The 19,523-nt window shown below is 74.1% G+C and carries 18 protein-coding genes and 1 pseudogene; 15 read left to right on the top strand and 4 right to left on the bottom strand.

Annotated features, from left to right (window positions below):
* Nucleotides 1–9: 9 nt before the first annotated feature.
* The 8 genes from A4E84_RS12680 to A4E84_RS12715 are packed head-to-tail and all read left to right on the top strand — an operon-like array spanning nucleotide 10 to nucleotide 9,428.
* Complete coding sequence (locus A4E84_RS12680; RefSeq protein WP_062926673.1) at nucleotides 10–735, top strand: class I SAM-dependent methyltransferase; 726 nt, start codon at nucleotides 10–12, stop codon at nucleotides 733–735.
* Nucleotides 732–4,904, top strand: a complete 4,173-nt coding sequence (locus tag A4E84_RS12685) for an alpha-(1->3)-arabinofuranosyltransferase (RefSeq protein WP_062926674.1) — start codon at nucleotides 732–734, stop codon at nucleotides 4,902–4,904. The genes A4E84_RS12680 and A4E84_RS12685 overlap by 4 nt, the downstream gene beginning before the upstream one ends.
* Complete coding sequence (locus tag A4E84_RS12690; RefSeq protein WP_062926675.1) at nucleotides 4,901–6,148, top strand: condensation protein; 1,248 nt, start codon at nucleotides 4,901–4,903, stop codon at nucleotides 6,146–6,148. Before A4E84_RS12685 ends, A4E84_RS12690 begins: the two co-directional genes overlap by 4 nt.
* Nucleotides 6,145–6,891 carry a class I SAM-dependent methyltransferase gene (locus A4E84_RS12695; RefSeq protein WP_062926676.1) on the top strand — a complete coding sequence of 249 codons (747 nt, stop codon included), beginning with the start codon at nucleotides 6,145–6,147 and terminating at the stop codon, nucleotides 6,889–6,891. Before A4E84_RS12690 ends, A4E84_RS12695 begins: the two co-directional genes overlap by 4 nt.
* A 15-nt stretch (nucleotides 6,892–6,906) precedes the next feature.
* Complete coding sequence (locus A4E84_RS12700; RefSeq protein WP_062931422.1) at nucleotides 6,907–7,812, top strand: hypothetical protein; 906 nt, start codon at nucleotides 6,907–6,909, stop codon at nucleotides 7,810–7,812.
* Nucleotides 7,809–8,030, top strand: a complete 222-nt coding sequence (locus A4E84_RS12705) for a Trm112 family protein (protein ID WP_062926677.1) — start codon at nucleotides 7,809–7,811, stop codon at nucleotides 8,028–8,030. The genes A4E84_RS12700 and A4E84_RS12705 overlap by 4 nt, the downstream gene beginning before the upstream one ends.
* The gene (locus A4E84_RS12710; protein ID WP_062926678.1) at nucleotides 8,027–8,854 is read left to right on the top strand and encodes an FkbM family methyltransferase; all 828 of its coding nucleotides are present in this window, start codon (nucleotides 8,027–8,029) and stop codon (nucleotides 8,852–8,854) included. The genes A4E84_RS12705 and A4E84_RS12710 overlap by 4 nt, the downstream gene beginning before the upstream one ends.
* On the top strand, nucleotides 8,820–9,428 hold the full coding sequence (locus tag A4E84_RS12715; RefSeq protein WP_062926679.1) for a hypothetical protein: 609 nt from the start codon (nucleotides 8,820–8,822) through the stop codon (nucleotides 9,426–9,428). The genes A4E84_RS12710 and A4E84_RS12715 overlap by 35 nt, the downstream gene beginning before the upstream one ends.
* 13 nt (nucleotides 9,429–9,441) lie before the next feature.
* Here the strand turns inward: A4E84_RS12715 and A4E84_RS12720 are convergent, their stop codons facing one another.
* Nucleotides 9,442–10,812, bottom strand: coding sequence for an MFS transporter (locus A4E84_RS12720; RefSeq protein ID WP_062926680.1), 1,371 nt, complete (start codon nucleotides 10,810–10,812; stop codon nucleotides 9,442–9,444).
* A gap of 56 nt (nucleotides 10,813–10,868) precedes the next feature.
* The gene (locus A4E84_RS12725) at nucleotides 10,869–11,747 is read right to left on the bottom strand and encodes an ATP-grasp domain-containing protein (protein ID WP_062926681.1); all 879 of its coding nucleotides are present in this window, start codon (nucleotides 11,745–11,747) and stop codon (nucleotides 10,869–10,871) included.
* Between the two features lie 163 nt (nucleotides 11,748–11,910).
* Between A4E84_RS12725 and A4E84_RS12730 the strand changes: the two genes are divergently transcribed.
* Nucleotides 11,911–12,987 carry a MerR family transcriptional regulator gene (locus tag A4E84_RS12730; protein WP_062926682.1) on the top strand — a complete coding sequence of 359 codons (1,077 nt, stop codon included), beginning with the start codon at nucleotides 11,911–11,913 and terminating at the stop codon, nucleotides 12,985–12,987.
* 80 nt (nucleotides 12,988–13,067) lie between these two features.
* Nucleotides 13,068–13,367 (top strand): hypothetical protein, encoded by a 300-nt coding sequence (locus A4E84_RS12735; protein ID WP_062926683.1) that lies wholly within the window; start codon nucleotides 13,068–13,070, stop codon nucleotides 13,365–13,367.
* A gap of 73 nt (nucleotides 13,368–13,440) precedes the next feature.
* On the opposite strand, the gene A4E84_RS12740 is transcribed toward A4E84_RS12735, so the two are convergent.
* Both A4E84_RS12740 and A4E84_RS12745 read right to left on the bottom strand, forming a co-directional pair.
* Complete coding sequence (locus A4E84_RS12740; protein ID WP_062926684.1) at nucleotides 13,441–14,031, bottom strand: dihydrofolate reductase family protein; 591 nt, start codon at nucleotides 14,029–14,031, stop codon at nucleotides 13,441–13,443.
* 81 nt (nucleotides 14,032–14,112) lie between these two features.
* On the bottom strand, nucleotides 14,113–14,334 hold the full coding sequence (locus A4E84_RS12745) for a VOC family protein (protein WP_335340828.1): 222 nt from the start codon (nucleotides 14,332–14,334) through the stop codon (nucleotides 14,113–14,115).
* 29 nt (nucleotides 14,335–14,363) lie between these two features.
* On the opposite strand from A4E84_RS12745, the pseudogene A4E84_RS44415 reads away from it, so the two are divergent.
* From A4E84_RS44415 to A4E84_RS12765, 5 genes and pseudogenes are all read left to right on the top strand, one after another.
* A pseudogene (locus A4E84_RS44415) lies at nucleotides 14,364–14,603 on the top strand (hypothetical protein); the annotation flags it as partial.
* 13 nt (nucleotides 14,604–14,616) lie between these two features.
* Complete coding sequence (locus tag A4E84_RS12750) at nucleotides 14,617–16,062, top strand: acyl-CoA synthetase (RefSeq protein ID WP_062926685.1); 1,446 nt, start codon at nucleotides 14,617–14,619, stop codon at nucleotides 16,060–16,062.
* Nucleotides 16,055–17,395, top strand: coding sequence for a carboxyl transferase domain-containing protein (locus A4E84_RS12755; protein WP_062926686.1), 1,341 nt, complete (start codon nucleotides 16,055–16,057; stop codon nucleotides 17,393–17,395). Before A4E84_RS12750 ends, A4E84_RS12755 begins: the two co-directional genes overlap by 8 nt.
* A gap of 80 nt (nucleotides 17,396–17,475) precedes the next feature.
* Nucleotides 17,476–17,814 carry a CU044_2847 family protein gene (locus A4E84_RS12760; protein WP_062926687.1) on the top strand — a complete coding sequence of 113 codons (339 nt, stop codon included), beginning with the start codon at nucleotides 17,476–17,478 and terminating at the stop codon, nucleotides 17,812–17,814.
* Complete coding sequence (locus A4E84_RS12765; RefSeq protein WP_062926688.1) at nucleotides 17,811–19,499, top strand: VMAP-C domain-containing protein; 1,689 nt, start codon at nucleotides 17,811–17,813, stop codon at nucleotides 19,497–19,499. The genes A4E84_RS12760 and A4E84_RS12765 overlap by 4 nt, the downstream gene beginning before the upstream one ends.
* Nucleotides 19,500–19,523: the final 24 nt, after the last annotated feature.

The raw sequence follows: 19,523 nt of genomic DNA on the forward strand, positions 1-19,523 counted from the left end.
CGCCCCCCTGTGCGCGACCCCTCGTTCCGGAGATCCCTCGCCCTGTTCCGTGCCTTCCTCCACGAGCAGGACGATCCCGAGGCCTGCTACTCGCTGCTCGCCCGCGACGCCGTCGACCAGGTCGAGTCCTACGACGGGCCGGTCGCCGGCCGCACCGTGCTCGACGTCGGTGGCGGCGGCGGGTACTTCACCGGGGAGTTCCGGCGGCGCGGGGCGAACGCGTTCCTCTTCGAGCCCGACCTGGCCGAGCTCGGTGAGAAGCCCCCCGAGTCGGCCGTCGTCGCCGACGGGTACCTCCTGCCCCTGAGGGACGGCGTCGCCGACGTCACCTTCTCCTCCAACGTGCTGGAGCACGTGGCCGATCCGGAGACGTTCCTCAGCGAGCTGGCCCGGGTGACCCGCCCGGGCGGGCTGATCTACGTGTCGTTCACCAACTGGCTGTCGCCGTGGGGCGGGCACGAGTGGGCCCCGTGGCACTACTTCGGCGCCGAACGGGCCCGGGCCCGCTACCTGCGGCGGACCGGCAGGCCGGCCAAGCACACCCTCGGCGAGAACCTGTTCGCCGTGCACATCGGCTCCACCCTGCGGCAGGTGCGGGCCCGGGACGACGTCACGGTCGTCTCGGCGCGCTCCCGCTACTGGCCGTTCCTCGCGGAGGCCGTCGTCAAGGCGCCCGGCATCCGCGAGTTCGCCACCTGGAACCTCCTCCTCATTCTGCGGCGGTGCCCTACATGACAACCACGGTCCAGGCTCCTCCCCCGGCAGCCGTTCCCACCACCGCGACCGCCGCGGGCCCGCCCGACGGCCCGCGGTCGCGGCGCTGGCTGCTGGGTTTCTGGGCCGTGGTGTTCGTGTTGTTCCTGGTGGTGCAACCCGGGCGGCAGACCTTCGACACCAAGCTCGGTGTCACGGTCGATCCGGGGCAGTTCCTCGCCGACCTGGGCCAGTTGTGGCACGACCGGGCCGGGTTCGGCGGGATCCAGGACCAGTACGTCGGCTATCTGTGGCCGATGCTGCCGTTCTACTGGCTGTGCGACCTTCTGCGGCTGCCGGTGTGGCTGGCGGAGCGGCTGTGGCTGTCGCTGATCGTGTCCGTCGCCTTCTGGGGGGCGCTGCGGCTGGCGGAGCGGCTGCGGGTGGGCAGCGGGGCGTCCCGGCTGCTGGGCGCGGTGGCGTACGCGCTGTGGCCGGTGTTCACCACCGTCATCGGGTCGACGTCGGCCGCGGCGCTGCCCGGGGCGTTCCTGCCGTGGGTGCTGCTGCCGCTGACGAACGAGCGGTACGCCGCCCGGGTCGCGGCCCTGCGGTCGGCGCTGCTCGTGCCGTTCATGGGCGGGGTGAACGCGTCGGCGACCCTGGCCTCGCTGCTGCCGGTCGGGTTGTACCTGCTGTCCCGGCCGCCCGGGCCGCGGCAGCGCAAGCTGATCGCCTGGTGGGCACCCGCCGTGATCGTGGTGACGGCCTGGTGGTGGGTGCCGTTGCTGCTGCTCGGCGTCTACGGCGAGAACTTCCTCCCCTATATAGAGACCTCGCAGACGACCACCGACACCATGGCGGCGACCGAGGCGCTGCGCGGGGCCGGCAACTGGGTCGCCTATCTGCATCTCGGTGAGGCGTGGCTGCCGGCCGGCTGGGCCGTGGCCTCCTCCGTCGTGGTCATCGTGTGCTCGGCGCTCGCCGCCGGACTCGGGCTGGCCGGACTCGCGCGGCGGGACATGCCCGAGCGGCGGTGGCTGGTGCTGACGGTGCTGGTGGCCGCGCTGGTGCTGCTCGCCGGGTACGGCGGGGCGTTCGGGGCGCCGTTCCACGGGGTCGTGCAGGGCTGGCTGGACGGGTGGCTGTCGCCGTTCCGGAACATCTACAAGTTCCAGACCGGTGTGGCGCTGGCGCTCGTGCTGGGTCTGGCGCATCTGGTGGGCGTGGCCTCCGAGCCGCACGGGGCCCGGCAGGTGCGCGGCCGGCGCTTCGCCCCACTGATCGCGGCCGTGCTGATCCTGCCGGGGCTGCTGTGGCCCTATCTCAACGGCTCGATCCTCAACCCGGGTTCCTTCCAGAAGCTCCCCACCTACTGGCAGGCCACCGCCGACTGGCTGGAGAAGTACTCGCCCGACTCGCGTGCCCTGGTCGTCCCGGCGACCGCGCACGGCGTCTACACCTGGGGCTCCCCCATCGACCAGCCGCTCGACGTGCTCGCCGAGTCGCGGTGGGCGCAGCGCGACTACGTGCCGTTCGGCACGCCCGGCAACCGGCGCGCGATGGACGCCGTCGAGCAGGCGCTGATATCCGGCTCCCACGTACCCGGCCTGGCCGACTACTTGAGCAGGGCCGGGCTGTACTACGTCGTCGTGCGCAACGACCTCGACCCCGACCAGATCGGTCATGTGCCCACCGCGACCGTCAAGCGCACCCTGGAGCAGTCGGGGTACGAGCGGGTGACGGGGCTCGGGCCGGTGATGACCGGCGGCCGGATCGCGCAGGACGCGCCGCTCCAGGTCGAGGGGCTGTACGCGCGGCAGCGGGCCGTGGAGATCTACCGGCCGACGGGTGAGGACGTGATCCGGCCCGGGCAGGCCGGGCTCGCCCCGGTCTCCGACACGGCCGTGGTGTCCGGCGGGCCGGAGGCGCTGTTGCCGCTGGCGGAGCGGCTGCGCGGGCGGGCGACCGTCCTGACCGGCGACAACCACCCCGGGCTCGGCACGCCGGCCGTGCAGGTGGTGGGCGACGGGCTGCGGCGGGCGGACACCCGGTTCGGGCTGGTCAACGCCGGTACGTCGTACACGTACACGCGCGACGAGCGCAACGCGCCGGACGCCCAGCAGGACCCGGGCGAGAAGCCGCGCCAGATCCTGCCCGCCGAGGGCACCGGTCACCAGACGGTGGCCGAACTGCGCGGCGCCCGCTCGGTGTCGGCGTCCTCGTACGGCAACTGGCTGTTCCACCTCCCGCAGTACGACCCGGTGAACGCCTTCGACGGCAACCCGGACACGGCGTGGGCGGAGGGCGCGCCGGACACGCCGGACGGGCAGTGGCTGCGCATCGGCTTCACCGGCTCCTACGACATGCCGTCCTCCTTCAAGGTGACGCCGCTGCCGCAGGAGGGCGTGCGGGCGGCGGCGACGAAGGTGCGGGTGGAGACCGAGAAGGGCGAGAAGACCAGTTTCCTCCAGCCGAACGGCAAGACGCAGCGGATCAAGGCGCCCGAGGGTTCGACGGGGTGGATGAAGCTGACGATCGTGGACTCCGTGGAGCGCCGGAGCGGTCTCACCGGCGCCGGTTTCTCCGAGATCGACCTGCCGGACGTGCAGGTGACCCGTCTGCTGCGGCTCCCGGCGGACGCCGAGGACGCCACGTCGGCGGCGACCGTCATCTCCCTGCACCGCGCCTCCGACCCGACGGGTCTGTCCGCGACCGGCACCGAGGCGGGCCTGCACCGCCGCTTCACGACGCCGGCCGCCGGGACGTACGAGGTGAAGGCGAGCGCGGTGCCGGTGCCGGGCGAGGAACTCGACGAGCTGCTCTACGAGGTCGCGCCCGAGCAGCAGGCCCGGATCGTCGCCACCGCCGACTCCACGGCGCGCCTCGGCGCGGGCCTCACGGCGCGCAACCTCACCGACGGTGATCTGACGACGGCGTGGGTCGCGGGCGACCGGCCGACGATCCACCTGCGCTGGGAGGGCAAGCAGCCGGTCGGCGAACTGGTCCTGGCCCCCGCGGGCGGGCTGTCCGCCCGGGCTTCCGAGGTGCACATCAGCTCCCCGGACGGTGCGGCCATCGCCGGGGCCGACGAGAACGGCTGGGTCCGCTTCCCGCCGATCACCACGGACCGGCTCGACATCACGATCACCGAGACGGCCCCGCTGACCCTGCACAACCCGGTCGCCGACGAGGACCTGCGCCTGCCGGTGGGCCTCACGGAGGCGTACCTCCCGTCCCTCGACCAGTACCGCACCCCGCAGCCGGACGCCACCCGGACGTTCTCCCTGCCGTGCGGCAAGGGCCCGGACGTGGCGCTGGACGGCGAGCTGTACCAGACGAGCGCGAAGGGCACCGTGCGGGATCTGGTGGAGCGCCGGGGCGTGGAGGTGACCCTCTGTCAGGAGGGCCGGGGTGACGCCGAGGTGCGGCTCGCCTCGGGCGACCACCGGCTGGAGGGCGGCGACGCCGGCCCACTCGTGCTCACGGACGTGACCCTGACCCGCGGCACTCTCCCGGAGGCCGCGGCGGCCGGGCGTGACCTGCGGATCCGGGACTGGCTGGGCGACCGGCGCGCGGTCACGGTCGGTTCGGGCGCGGCCTCGTACCTGACGACGTACGAGAACTTCAACGACGGCTGGAAGGCCACCCTGGACGGCAAGGAGCTGACCCCGGTGCGGCTGGACGGCTGGCAGCAGGGCTGGCGGGTCCCGGCCGGGGCGGGCGGCGACGTCGAGCTGTCCTATGAGCCGGCCACGACGTACGACGCGGCCCTGATCGGCAGCGGCGCCGGCATCGCGGTTCTGCTGGGCCTGGCGCTGTGGCGGCGCCGCGCCCCCAACCCCGACGCGCCCCAGCCGGTCCCGCCGCTGCCCGGCCTGTGGCTCGGCACGGTGGCGCTGACGCTGGTCGGTGTCGTGATCGCGGGCTGGTTCGCACTGCTGGTCCCGGCGCTGGCGCTGCTCGCCGCCCGGCGGCACACCCTGCTGGTGCCGATCGCGTTCGCCGCCCTGGCCGCAGCCGGGATCGTCGCGGCCTCCGGGGCCGGGGAGCCGGTGGGCGCCGGTGAGGGCGCGTTCGGACACCTGGCCCAACTGCTGGCGCTGATCGGCCTGTTCGCGGGCCTGGTCAGCCTGCGCGAGGGACCGGCCCCACAGGTTCCGGCACAACAGCTGCCGAGGACGGAAACGGGGGAGGGCAAACCCGCATGACGGCACCGGTACGCATTCCGTTCCCGGTGGTGGACGAGGTCTCCCGGCACTGCCTCCAGGAGGAGGAGCCGGAGACGGTCCACATCGAGGTCCACCTCCCTGGCCCCCTCGACCGGGCGCGGCTGCGCAAGGCGTTCCTGGAGGCCCTGCACCGGCATCCGCGGATCCTGATGCGGGAGGCACGGGGGCCGTGGTACCGGCGGCAGTACGAGTGGGAGCTGACAACGGAGCCGGACGTGGAGGTGGTGACCTTCGCCCCGCCGGGCCCACGAGCCCTGCTGGACGCCCGGACCCGGGCCCTCGCGGCCGCCCCGCCGCTGTCGACGTCCCCGCCGATCCGGCTGGAGGTGGTGGACTCGGTCCTCCTCCTCACCATCAACCACACCGCCCTGGACGGCCCGGCGTGCCTGCGTGTCCTGGCCACGGCCGCCGAACTGTACGGCGGCCGGGACAACGCCCCGGCGGCGCCCCCGACCCGCCCCGCCGAACCCCGGCAGGAACCCCCGGACACCCCGGCCGGCTGGTCGCCCCCGGCGCGGGTGGCGCACGGCACGCCCGACCCCTCCCCCGGCAACGGCATGCTCGTCGCCGAGCTGCCCCTCCCGCACCGCCCCAAGGGCTCCCCGTACACCGTCAACGACCAGCTCATGGTCACCACGGCCCTGACCATCGCCCACTGGAACCGGGAGCACGGCGCCCGCCCCCGCCCCCTGCGCATCACGATGCCGGTGGACGACCGCCCCCGCGACACGACGATGCCCATCGGCAACGGCACCCGGCTGGTGGAAGTCCCGTACGCGCCGGGGGAACTGGACGTCACCGACATGCCGGCCCTGCTGCGCCGCACCGCTGAGCGGACCCGCGCCCTGAAGTCCCTCCCCCGCCCCCAGCTGGGCCACGGCGCCGCCCTTCTGACCGCCCCCTGGGCGCCCGTCACCGCCCGCGCCGCCCTCACCCGCACCCTGCGCCGGGCCGCCGCGCCCTGGACGTCGACGACCCTGCTCAGCAACATCGGCCGCATCCCCTACCCCCTGGACTTCGGTGAGGAGGCGGGGCGCGCACACGCGGTCTGGTTCTCGGCACCGGCCCGGATGCCCCGCGGCCTCACCGTGACCACCGCCTCCACGGCCGGCCGCCTCCATCTGGCCCTGCGCTGGTCGAAGGCCCTGCTCAGCCACGGCGACGGCGCCCACCTCCGCGACCTGTTCGAGCACTACCTGCACACCACGGAGGTGACCCCGTGACCACGCCGACCACCACCGGGCCCCCGCCCGGCGACCTGCGCGACTTCTACGAGAACCCGGCCGTGCCCGTCGCGTCCGGCACCCCGCGCAGCCTCCGTCAGGCCCGCATGCTGGCCCGTGCCCTGAGCGGCCCGGCGACCGCGGGCCCGCAGACGATCCTCGACATCGGCTGCGGGGACGGCACCGCCGCCGCCACCGCCGCCCCGCTCCTGCCCGGCCACCGCGTCATCGGCGTCGACTGGTCCCAGGACGCCCTGCGCCGCGCCCGCACCCGCATCCCGTACGCGGTGCGCGGCGAACTCACCGGCGGCGGCCTGCCGTTCGCGTCCGGCGCGGCGGACGCCGTGCTGTTCAGCGAGGTCGTCGAGCACCTCGTCGACCCCGACGCGGCCCTCGACGAGATCCGCCGGATCCTGCGCCCCGGCGGGCACCTGATGCTGTCCACGCCGAACCTGGCCGCCTGGTACAACCGCGGCCTGCTGCTGGCCGGCGTGCAGCCCGTGTTCTCGGAGGTCAGTCTGCGCGGCATCCACGGCCGCCCGGGCAAGGAGGTCGTGGGGCATCTGCGCCTCTACACCGCCCGCGCGCTCAAGGAGTTCGTCGCCGCGTCCGGGTTCACGGTCGAACGGCTGGAAGGGGCTCCCTTCCACGGCGTGCCGCGCCCGCTGCGCCCGCTGGACCGGCTGGCCTGTGCCCGGCCGCAGCTCGCGTCGATCCTGCTGCTGCACGCCAGGAGGACCTAGCCGATGTGGTGGGGAGTGGCCGCGGCCCTGCTGGCGAACACCCTGTACAGCCTGGGCTTCGTGCTGGAGAAGCGGGCGCTCACCTCTCTCCCCGAGGTGAGCATCCGGCAACCGGCCCGGCTGCTGCGCCTCGTCCTCGGCAGCCCCCTGTGGATCGGCGGGTCCCTCGCCCTGGCCGCGGGTTTCGCCGCGCAGCTCGTCGTCTACCGCACCCTGCCGATCGCCGCCGCCCAGGGCATCTTCGTCTCCGGCCTGGTGCTGCTGGTGCTGCTGTCGGCGCGGCTGCTCGGGGAGGAGACGTCCGGCCGGGAGCGGTACGCGCTGGGCGCGATCCTGCTTGCGCTGCTGATGGTGGTGCTGTCGCTGCGGGAAGGGTCGGACACCATCAGCCAGGACGCGCCCTACCAGCTGATCCTGCTGGTGTGCGTACCGGCGCTGGCGGCCGGGGTGTGGCTGTACGGCTCGGCCGAGCGGCGCACCCGCAACCGGCACCGGCGGCCCACGACCGGCGTCGAGTACGGCGTGGCCGTGGGCCTGCTGTACGGCGTCAGCTCGCTGGCCATCAAGGGCGTCGCCGGCCACCTGACCACCCACGGCATCGGCGGCGCCCTCCTGGACCTGCTGAGCTCCCCCTATCCGTATCTGCTGCTGTTCACGGGTGTGTTCGGCCTGGTGATGTCCCAGGCGGCGCTGCAACGCTGCCGGGCCTCGCTGATCGTGCCGGTGTGCACGACCGTGACGTCCCTGTTCACGGCAGTGCTCGGCACCCTGTCGTTCGGCGAGGCCCTGCCGGACGAACCGCTGCGGCTCGCGCTGCGGGTGGCGGGCACGGCCCTGGCGGTCGCCGTCCTGCTGACCATGCCGAAGCACGACACCGCTCCCCAACCCTCCCCACCCGCCAAGGAGCTGGCATCACCATGAAGCCCGACGACCCGCTGCTGAAGATCCTGGCGTGCCCGCTCGACAAGGGGCCGCTGCATCTGCTGGCCGAGGAGGCCGGTCAGGAGGAGGCGCTGTACAACCCGCGCCTGCACCGCCGTTACCCGATCACCGACGGCATCCCGCAACTGCTGCCGTCATCGGGCGCGCAGGTCCCGGACGACGAGCACGAGGAACTCCTGAAGAGGATGGCACCGTGACCAGCCTGGCGGCCCGTGTCGCCCCCCTGCTGCCCACCCGTCTGGTGGCCGCGGCGGCCCGGGCGCTCTACCCCCGGTTCGAACCGGAGCTGGCCCGGCTCGCCGAGCTGTGCCCGCCGGGCTGCCGTACGGCGGTGGACGTCGGCGGCTGGTACGGGCCCTGGACCCACCGCCTGTCGGGCCTGGCCGAGCAGGTCGTGACGGTCGAGCCGGTGCCCCATCTGGCCCGGCTGCTGGCCGCCGCCGCCCCGCCGAACGTGCGCGTGATCCGGGCGGCGGCTTCGGACCGGCCGGGCATCGCCCGCCTGTGGCTGCCCTCGGACGACTCGGGCGACCGGGGCGTGTCCTCGCTGGTCCGCCGCGACATCCACGGCCGCGCGCTGGACGTCCCCTGCGTCACGCTGGACGAGCTGGGGCTGCGCGACGTCGGCTTCATCAAGATCGACGTGGACGGCAACGAGCCGGCGGTGCTGCGAGGCGCGACGGGCCTGCTGGCCCGCGACCGGCCGGCCCTCTTCGTGGAGCTGGAGTCCCGCATCCAGCCGATCGCGCCGGTGGTGACCTATCTGTCCCTGCTGGGCTACGACGGCTGGGTCCTGCCCGGCGACACCTGGGTGCCGCTCGCCCGCTTCCCCCTGGAGGACCACCAGGCGGACGCCTCCTACGTCGTCTCCCACGGCCTGCTCCGCCGTGTCCTGCCCTCCCCGCTCCTGCGGGGCCCGCGCTACGTCAACTCCGTCCTGTTCCTCCCCGACGGCCGCCGCCCGGGCAGGTCCCCGGTGGGCGACGATGGGACCCATGCCCTCCGGAAAGCACCCCGCTAGCCCCTTCACCCCGCTCGACTTCCAGCTGGTGCTGCTGCGCCGCATGGCCGACCACAATCCCGGCCTCGTGGAGGACGCCCGGCACGAGCTGGGGGTGTCGATCGCGGACATGCGCGAGGCGAACAAGCGCTGGCAGGCGATGGTCCGCTCCCCGCGCTCCCGCGCGCCCCTGTCCCGCTACCGCCAGGTGCTGGGCGAGCCGGAGTCCCGTACGTCCCGCCGGATCGGCGATCTCGACTGCGAGGCCTGGCTGTGGCCGGTGCCGCTCTGGCCCTCCTTGCGTTTCGAGGTGCTGACCGCCCCGAACCGCGCGGTGTGGAACGAGTGGCTGGTCCGCGCCCCGGGCGCGAAGGGCCCCGGGCTGCGCACGCTGGACGACCTCACCCCCTGGTCCTGCACGGTCGACGAGGCGGCCCGCGCCTTCGCCCCGGCCCGCCCCCTTCAGGGCACGGCACCGACCCGGTGGGGACTGGCGTTCACCGCTCCCGACGCCGAGGGCGTCCGGCGGGAGGCGGTCGCGGAGTTCACCTGGGGGCTGGTGCAGCGGGTGGCCGTCACCGGCGCTCAGGGCTGAGACGCGTGCGTCTTCAGGAGGTGTCCGGGTGCCGGGTCCTGGCCGGTACGCAGCCCCATGCGAGGACCGCCGCCGTCAGACAGGCGAGCGCCCCGATGCCCATGCTGGTCCGGATTCCGGTGCCGTAGTTCGCGGCCGAGGCGAGCAGGCTGCCGCCGAGCGCGACGCCGGTGGCGCTGCCGACCTGGCGGGTGGTGTTGAACAGGGCGGAGGCGGCCCCCGAGTAGGCCGGGGGCGCGGCGCCCATCACGGTGGCGGTGGAGCCGGTGAGGGCGAAGGACGTGCCGAAGCCGGCGGCCATCATCGGGAGCACCAGCAGCCCATAGGCGGGGTCGGGGCCCGCGGCGGCCCAGCCGGCCAGGCCCAGCGCGGCCAGGAGCATGCCGGAGACCACCAGCGGACGGTCGCCGGTACGGCGGGACAGCCACCCGGACAGGACCGAGGCGAACATCGTCATCGCCACCGCCGGGAACAGCGCCAGGCCGGTGCCGAGGGCGCTGTAGTCGCGCTGGTGCTGGAACTCCAGACTGGCGGTGAACACCATGCCGTAGAAGCCGAAGTTGAACAGCAGGCCGATGACGGCACCGCCGCTCATGGCGCGTGAGTGCAGCAGGCCCAGCGGGAGGGCGGGAGACCGGGCCAGCCGCTCGCGCAGGACGAAGGCAGCGGCGGACAGGACGGCCAGGCCCAGACCGGCGAGCACGGCCGGGTCGGACCAGCCGCGCCGCCCGGCCTCGTTGAGCGCCGCGGTCAGCAGGGCGACGGCCGCGACGACGGCGACCTGCGCCGGCCAGTCCAGGGCCCGGTCGGCCCGCCGGGGCGAGCGGGCCACGTGCCGCAGGGTGAGCGCCAGGCAGGCTGCGCCGACGGGCAGGTTGATGAGGAACACCCAGCGCCAGCCCACCGTGGACACGAGCAGCCCGCCCAGCAGCGGCCCTGCGGAGGCCGCGATGCCGGCCATCGAACCCCACAGCCCGAAGGCCCGTGAGCGTACGTCCGGCTCCGGGTAGGCCTGCTGGAGCAGGGCCAGCGAACCGGGCACGATCAGCGCCGCGCCGAGCCCCTCCACCAGCCGGGCCACCACCAGGAAGCCGACGTCGGGGGCGAGTGCGCAGGCCGCCGAGGACACGGTGAACACCGCCACGCCCCAGCAGAAGACCCGCCGGTTGCCCAGCCGGTCCCCCAGCGCCCCGCCCGTCAGCAGGAACCCGGCGAGGACCAGCGTGTACCCGTCGGTGATCCACTGGATCCCGGTGAGCGAGGCCGACAGCTCCCGCCCGATCACGGGCACGGCGACGTTGATGACCGTCACGTCCAGGATCACCATGAAGTACCCGGCGCACACCGCGAGCAGCGGTGCCCAGGCCCGCGGCTCGGGGGGCATGGTGGTACCCCTACACCAAAAGCCTCACCCAGGGATGTATGCCTCGCGCGCCGCGCTCAGCCGACGACGGCCAGCACCGCGTCCACCACCCTCGGCACGGAGTCCGGATGCAGATGGAGGAACAGGTTCGGCTCGATCAGCTCCAGCTCCATCACGCACGGCTCTCCGTCGGGCCCGGTGACCAGGTCCACGCGCGCGTACAGCAGCTCCGCGTCTCCGGGCACGGCGGCCAGCGCCTTCTCGGCGACCGCCAGTTCGGCGGCGGTCGGCTCCCAGGGACGGAGGTCGGGGTGGGCGACCTTGTCGGCGTCGTACGGTGTGCCCGGCGCGAGGACGGCGCCCTTGACGCCGGCGTGCAGCAGGCGTCCGCCGAAGAACTGCAGGGCCCGCTCGCCGTGGGTGTCGATGCTGCTCAGGTAGGGCTGCACCATGACGGTGAACCCCTCGCGGTGCATGCGCTCGGCCTGCCGGACGGCTGCGTCCCGCTCCCCGGCCGGGTAGCGGGCGGCGTAGCGGGCACCGGCCCCGGAGGCGGGCTTCACGACGAACTCGCGGTCGGCGGGCAGGTCGAGGGGGTCGCCGGGCGCGAAGTACCGGGTGGGCACGACGGGCACTCCGGCCTCCGCGAGCTGTCCGAGGTAGCGCTTGTCGGCGTTCCATTTCACGACCCCGAGCGGGTTGGCGAGCCGTGTCGCCTCCCCGCACCGCTCGGCCCACGCCGTGAACTCCTCGGCGCGCCAGCTGTAGTCCCAGGTGGAGCGGATGAGGGCCAGATCGAAGGCGGCCCAGTCCACGTCCGGCTCGTCCCAGGGAACGGCGACGGCGTCGGCACCGGCCTCCCGCAGCGCCCGCACCAGCACCGGCAGGTCGCGGTCCTTGTGCTCCTCGCCGCGGGGGTCGTAGGTGACGACGGCGATGCGCGGGGTGCCGGCCACGGCGACTCCATCCTCGTACGGACGATCGATGCGATGTCCGTCGCAGGCTAACAATCCCGTCCGGAACCGCGACACCCCGTTTGACCTTCACCTTCGGTGAAGCCCCAGCATCGGTGGCGGAACGAGAAGGAGCGCGAGGAGCGCGAGGACCGCAGGGGGTCGCATGGCCATGCTGACGATCGGCGCGTTCGCGAAGGCGTGCCGGCTCTCGCCGAAGGCACTGCGCCTGTACGACGAGCTGGACCTGCTGCGGCCCGCCCGCGTGGACCCGGACACCGGATACCGGTACTACGCGGCCGGGCAGCTGGAGCAGGCCCGGCTGGTGGCGTGGCTGCGGCGGCTGGGCATGCCGCTGGCCGAGATCCGCCGGGTGTGTCTCCTGCACGACCGCGACTCCAAGGCCGCCGCCCGCGAGATCCGTGCCTACTGGGCGCGGGTCGAGACGGAGACGGCGGTCCGGCGGGACCTCGCCGCGTTCCTGGTCGATCACCTGACGACGGGCCCGGACGGGCCCGGGAAGGACACCGCCATGCTGGAACTGCGTTACTGCGCCCACTCGGACACCGGCCGCGTACGCCCCGCCAACCAGGACACCGCCTACGCGGGCACCCGGCTCCTCGCCGTCGCCGACGGCTTCGGACCGGCGGGCGCGCCCGCCAGCAGCGCCGCCGTGGAGGCGCTGCGCTTCCTGGACACGGACGAGATCCCGTCCGGCGGCGTCCTCGACGTCCTGGAGGACGCGGTACGGGGCGCCGAACAGGCCGTCCGGGACGTCGCCGACGGCTCCGACGAGGCCGGCACGACCCTGACGGCCCTGCTGTGGACGGGCTCGCGGCTGGCGCTGGTGCACATCGGCGACTCCCGCGCGTATCTGCTGCGCGACGGCGAACTGTTCCGCATCACGCACGACCACACGATGGTCCAGTCGATGGTCGACGAGGGCCGGCTGGCACCCGAGGAGGCGGCTTCCCACCCCGAGCGCGCCCTGCTCCTGAAGGCTCTGACCGGAGGCGGGCCCAGCGCGTCCCCGGACCTCCGCCTCCACGACACCCGGGCCGGCGACCGTTATCTGCTCTGCTCCGACGGCCTGACGGGCGTCGTCCCCGACCACCGCGTCAGGGAACTCCTCGCCTCTCCCCTCTCCCCCGGCGAAACCGTCCAGGCCCTGATCGGGGCGGCGAACGCGGCGGGCGGCCCGGACAACGTCAGCTGCGTGGTGGCCGACGTGGTGGAGCCCTGATCCGGACGGCGTAGCACCACGGGCCGTGGGGGTCCCCGGCCGGTCTACTGGCCGGGAGACCGACGGAGGAAGGGATTCCCATGGCTGTGGTGCTGACGCTGCGCTGGGCCGGGGTGACGCCCGAGCAGTACGACGCGATGCTCGACACGGTGGGCTGGGAGCAGCGGGTGCCGGACGGTCTCGTCCTGCACGTGGCCTGGTTCGAGCCGGGGGTCATGCACGTGACCGACGTGTGGGACGCCGAGGGGGACTTCCAGCGCTTCTTCGCCGAGCGCCTCGCCCCGGCCGTCCAGGAGGTCGGACTCGCCGGGCAGCCGGACGTCCGCTTCGCACCGGTCCACCGGCGGTTCGTGGCGCCCGGCGCCGGCGGCGGGGCCTGATCCGAACCCCGCCACCAGGCGCGGCTCGGTCAACTGTCACCCGTCATCCGTCAGTCCGGGAACAGGCTTGCCCTCAGCCGCGGGTGTAGGTGAGGAATGCCGCCCCGCTCTCCAGGACGATGTGGTCCGTCAGGTTCCAGGTGCGCGGATCGAACGCGGCTGTGCGGCCGAAGAGGGGGATCCCGGTGCCGATGGTCAACGGGCCCAGTTTGACGATCAGCCGGTCGATCTCGGTGTACAGGGCGCCGGCCAGTTCGCCCCCGCCGATCAACCAGAGGTCCTTGCCGTCCTCCTGCTTCAGCTCCCGTACCTTCGCCACCGGGTCGCTCGTGACCAGTTCCACGGCCGGGGCGGGGCTTTCGGTCAGCGTGGTGGAGAACACCAGGTGTCTCAGGTGCGGGTAGGCGTCGGTGATTCCGGCTTCGAGGCCGATCTCATACGTCTTGCGTCCCTCGAGGACGGTGTCGAAGTGTGTGCCCTCCGCGGTGACGGACAGCGCCTTCCTGGCCGGGTCGGGCAGGGTCTCGGGGTACTCCGCGGCGAGGTACTGCACATAGTCGCCGGGGATCGGCCAGAAACCGTCAGGTCCTGTGGGGTCGGCGCCGTCGGGCCCGGCGATGAAGCCGTCGAGGGTGGCGGCGATGTAGTACACGAGCTTGCGCACGGGGTTCCTTGTCGATCGGGTGGCGGATGGTGAACGGGGCGGACCGGGCGACAGCCCGAGATCCTTTGCGCCGGGACGGTGTCAGCCGTGCTCGGGAGCAGCCCACTCGACGAACTGGACGATCATTCCGTTGGGGTCGGTGCCCTGCAAGAGGCGCTCGCCCCACGGTTCCCGGCGCAACGGCATGGTGACCCGAACTCCGGCCTCGCGCAGCCGCTTTTCCTGCTCCTGCAGGCCGGAGGCGACGGTGAAGGCCAGAATCAGGCCACTGACACGCTGATCACGCTGCTCGGGCGGCAGCACCTCGATGCCTCGGGCGAGCGCCTGGTCACGCCGCGCTCGCCGTCTCGGCGACGGTCGTCGACGTCAGCCCGTTCTCCACGGACGGCGCACTCGTCCTCGCCGCCGCACCGGACGTCTACCGCGAGCGTTTCTTCCGGCAGTTGATGGTGTACGGAGGGATCGTGGTCGCGGTCGTCCCCGCGGCGGCGTGGCTGGTGATGGTCGTCCCCGGCTGGGGGTGCCCACCGCCGGCCAGTGGAGCAGGCAGACAGTTGCAGGCAAACAGCTAAGGAGACGTGACGCGTGACCTCCCTCTTCCCCGCCCTGACCGGCGGCTCGGCCGACCGGCCCGCCCTGCGGTTCGGCGAGCGCTCGCTGACGTACGGAGAACTCGCCGCCGCGGCCGGTGCGACGGCCGAACGCATCGGGGACGCCCGCCGGGTCGCCGTCTGTGCGACGCCCACGATGGAGACGGCCGTCGCCGTCGTCGCCGCGCTGCTGGCCGGGGTGCCCGCCGTGCCGCTCAACCCCAAGTCCGGCGAGAAGGAACTCGGGCACATCCTGACCGACAGCGCCCCCGACCTGGTGCTCACGGCGCCCGACGACCAACTCCCGGACCCTGTACGAGACTTGGCCCGGCTCGACGTCGATGTGCACGGCACCGGCACCGCCCCCGCGGAGCCCGCGGACGAGGGCGCCCCGGCCCTGATCGTCTACACCTCCGGCACCACCGGCCCGCCCAAGGGCGCCGTCGTCCCGCGCCGGGCCATCGCGAGCACCCTCGACGCGCTGGCCGACGCCTGGCAGTGGACCGGCGACGACGTCCTCGTCCACGGACTGCCGCTGTTCCACGTGCACGGCCTGGTCCTGGGCACCCTCGGCCCGCTGCGGCGCGGCGGGTCGGTGCGGCACCTGGGCCGTTTCAGCACCCAGGGCGTCGCCCGCGAGCTCAACGCCGGCGCGACCATGCTGTTCGGCGTGCCGACGATGTACCACCGGATCGCCGAGGCCGTGACCGGCGACCCGGAACTGGTGAAGGCGCTGGCCGGGGCGCGGCTGCTGGTCTCCGGCTCCGCGGCGCTGCCCGTGCACGACCACGGCCGGATCGCGACCGCGACCGGGCGGCGGGTGATCGAGCGGTACGGCATGACGGAGACACTGATGAACACCAGCGTCCGCGCGGACGGCGAGGCCCGCCCCGGCACGGTCGGCGTGCCGCTGCCGGGCGTGGAGCTGCGGCTGGTCGAGGAGGACGGTTCGGAGGTCGCCGCGTACGACGGGGAGACGGTGGGCGAGATCCAGGTGCGCGGTCCGAACCTGTTCACCGAGTACCTCAACCGTCCCGACGCCACCGCCGCCGCCTTCACCGCCGACGGCTGGTTCCGCACCGGCGACATGGCGGTGCGCGAGCCCGACGGCTACGTCCGGATCGTCGGCCGCAAGGCCACCGACCTGATCAAGAGCGGCGGTTACAAGATCGGGGCCGGTGAGATCGAGAACGCGCTCCTCGAACACCCCGGGGTGCGGGAGGCGGCCGTCACCGGGGAGCCCGATGCCGATCTGGGTGAGCGGATCGTGGCGTGGATCGTGCCGGCGGATCCCCAGTCGCCGCCCGGTCTGGAGGAGTTGGCCGGTCATGTGGCGCGGCGGCTCGCCCCGCACAAGCGGCCGCGGGTCGTGCACCACCTCGGCGCGCTGCCCCGCAACGACATGGGGAAGATCATGAAGCGGGCGCTGGCCGATGGCTGAGCGCCTCTCCGCCCGCGAGGCCGTCAGCGCCCTCGCCGACGACGCCACCTTCGCCGAACTCCCCGTCCCCGTACGGAGGCCGAAGCCCGACGGCCCCCTCGGCTGGCCGGGCTACGACGCCTCCCGCGCCCGGGCCGCCGAACGCACCGGCGAGCAGGAGTCCGTGGTGTGCGGCACCGCCCGGGTCGGCGGCACCCGGGCCGTGCTGATCGCGTTCGAGTTCGGCTTCCTCGGCGGCTCCCTGGGCGAGGGCACCGGCGACCGGCTGGAGGCGGCGTACGCGTACGCCCGGGAACGCCGCTTCCCCGTCGTGCCCCTGGTGGCGACGGGCGGCAGCCGGATGCAGGAGGGCATGCTCGCGCTGACCCAGCTCCAGCGGGTGGCCCGTCAGTCGGCGCTCACCCGGGAGGCCGGTCTCGCGCAGGTCGCGGTCCTGCGCGACCCGACGACCGGGGGCGGCTGGGCGACCCTGGGCGCGGGCGCCGACGTGGTGCTCGCGCTGCCCGGTGCCCAGGTCGGTTTCGCCGGCTCCCGGGTGCGGCCGGCGGACGCGGACCCGGCGGCGTACACCGCGGAGGCGCAGCTCGCGGCGGGCGCGGCGGACGCGGTCGTACGGCCGCAGGAGCTGCGGGAGACGCTCGGGCGGTGGCTGCGGCTGCTGACCTGCCCGTCCACGACGCCCGCGCCGCCGCCCGGACCGCTCGGCGGGTCCGCGGTCCTGCCCGCCACCGGCTGGGACGCCGTCCGCCGTGCCCGGCCCCCCCAACGGCCGCGCGCCACCGCCTACCTGGACGCCTACTTCACGGACCGGGCCGCGATCAGGGGTGACCGCTGCGGCGGCACCGACCCGGACGGCATGCTGTGCGGCTTCGGCACGCGCGAGGGCCGGACGGTCGCCTACGCCGCGCAGACCGGGACGGCGACCCGCCCCGCCGGATACCGCACCGCCGCCCGGCTGATCCGCCTCGCGGACCGGCTCGGCATCCCGGTGCTGACCCTCGTGGACACCCCGGGCGCGGCCAACGACGCGGAGGCGGAGCGGCAGGGCGCGGGCGCGGCGATCGCCGACCTGTTCGCCGCGGTGGCGGGCGCCCGCACTCCGGTGACGACGCTGGTGATCGGCGAGGGCGGCTCCGGCGGCGCGCTGGCCCTGGCCGCGCCCGGCAACACCTGGGCCACCCCCGACAGTTACTTTTCGGTGATCGCGCCGGAACTGGCGGCGGCCATCCTCAAACGGCCACCGCGCGAGGTGGAGGCGACGGCGGACCAACTCCGCATCCGGCCACAGGACCTGGTGGAGCTGGGGGTGATCCGGGGGACCGTCGGTGGGTGAGTTCCCTGAATGCCCCCTGCGTCATCGAGCACCTTCCGTCACAATGGTGCTGCCCAGCGCAATCGAACGACGGGGGTGTCGTGGACGGTTTGGTCGAGTTCAGAACCGGTGACGGGGCCGTGGTCGCGGTCGAGGCGGTGGAGGAGCGGTCCGGCTCCCGTCTGGTCTCCCGCGGCGACGGCACGGTCCAGGCGGCCCGCACCTTCGAGGGCGCCCTGGACGGTGTGCGGGCGGCGGCCGAGTCCGCGCTGCGCGTCTTCCGGGACGGCTCGCTGAGGCCCGACGGCGTGGAGATCGAGTTCGGGGTGAAACTGGCCGCCGAGACGGGCGCGTTCATCGCCAAGGGCACCGCCGAGGGCCATCTGGTCGTCAAGCTGACCTGGTCCCCGGAGGCCCCTGGGGCGAGCTCCGCCTCATGAACAGCGCCGAGTGGCACGCCCGGATCGAGTTACGGGGCCGGGTGGCCGGAGCGGGTTTCCTCGTCACCCCGAGCACGGTACTGACCTGTGCTCATGTCGTGGGCGACGGCGAGGACCTGGCGGTGACCTTCACCGAGCGGCCCGGCACCCCGGCCGTGTCCGCCCGGGTCGTCGCGCACGGCGGCTGGGCCGGTGGTGTCACCGACCCCGGTGACCTGGCCGTGCTGGAGCTCGACCGGGAGGTGCCGGTCGCCCCGGCCGCACTGGCCCCGGCCGACGCGGCACACGGCACGACGGACCGCAAGCTCGTCGTCTACGGCTTCCCGCGCGGCTTCGACGAGGGCACCCTCACCGAATGCCGTGTCACGGCGGCGCAGTTGATCCGACGGGAGTGGCTCCAGCTGGAGGCCTGGCACCAGGGCGGCCAGCCCCTGGCCCCCGGCTTCAGCGGGGCCGCCGTCACCCTGGCCGACACCGGCGAGGTCGTCGGCATGGTCACGGCGGACGCCGGCAGCGGCGAGGTGCGCACCGGCCGGATGATGCCCACCCAGGTCATGGCCCGCTACTGGCCGGGCCTGCAAGGCTTGGTCCCGGCCTCCGGCCACGCCACCGCCGACCGCGCCCGGCTGCGCGCCCTGGTCGAGAGGGCGGCCCGCGCGGGCGTCGACTGCGACCCGGTGCGGCTGTACCGGGCGGCGGCCGACCCGTTCGACCCTCCGCCGCCCGAGGAGGGGTTCGGCTCGCTGTGGTCGGCGGCCCTGTTCGTGCTGTGCGAACTCGACGGCCCGGGCGCCGCACGGACCGTCGCCCGGTTCGCCGACCGGCTCCAGGACCTGCTGCACGCCCCGGCCGTGGAGCCGTCGGCTCCGGACTGGTCGCCGATCCTCGTCGAGCTCGGGCACAGCGGAGCGGGCGACGGCCTGGTCCGGGTCGAGGTGTCCGCGTACAGCGAGGGGCGGCGCCACCCGGTCGACTCCGGCACGGTCGAGCGGCACCGGCTGCGCGCGTACGTGCAGGAGGGGATCGAGGCGGCCTTCCGCCATCTGACGCCCGGCGCGGACGAGCTGGTCGCTTTCGCGCTGCCCCGGGACTGGCTGGACTGGCCGGTCGACCGCTGGGAGAGCGCCCCGGACGACGACACGCCGCTCGGCTGCGTCTCCCCGCTGGTCGTCACCGACCACGCCCGCCGCAAGGCCAGCACCCGGCACGTGCTGACCCGGACGTGGAAGCGCCTCGACTCCTGGCCGGGCGCGCGGATGCACCGGGTGGAGTGCGGCGTGCCGGAGGAGCCCGGGCGGCTGCGGTTGCGGCTGCGGCAGCGCGACGCCTGCCTCGCCGGGTTCGGCACCGCCCCGGCCGCCGCCCGCACCCGGCCCCACTTCGACACCTCGCTCGCCGCGCCCGCCCCGGTGATCGTGTGGTCGCGGGGCGGCTGCGGCTCCGGGCAGGAGGAGTGCGCCGGGGCGGACGGCTGCACCGGCAAGGCGTTCCTCGACGCGCTCGACACCCACGTCATGGCCGTACCGCCCGCCGAACTCCCGCGCCAGGTCCTCGCCCTGCGCGAGGAGGCGCTCGCGGAGGTGGACCACTGGGCCCGCGGCATCCAGCTGCTCTGGGACGACCCGCGGGTCTTCGCCGACCCGCACGCCGTCGCCGCCGCGCACGCGAGGTCGCCGGTGGCCTGACCCACCCCCGCACCCGAGGCGTCT

The organism is Streptomyces qaidamensis (assembly GCF_001611795.1).
GTDB classification, from domain to species: Bacteria; Actinomycetota; Actinomycetes; order Streptomycetales; family Streptomycetaceae; genus Streptomyces; species Streptomyces qaidamensis.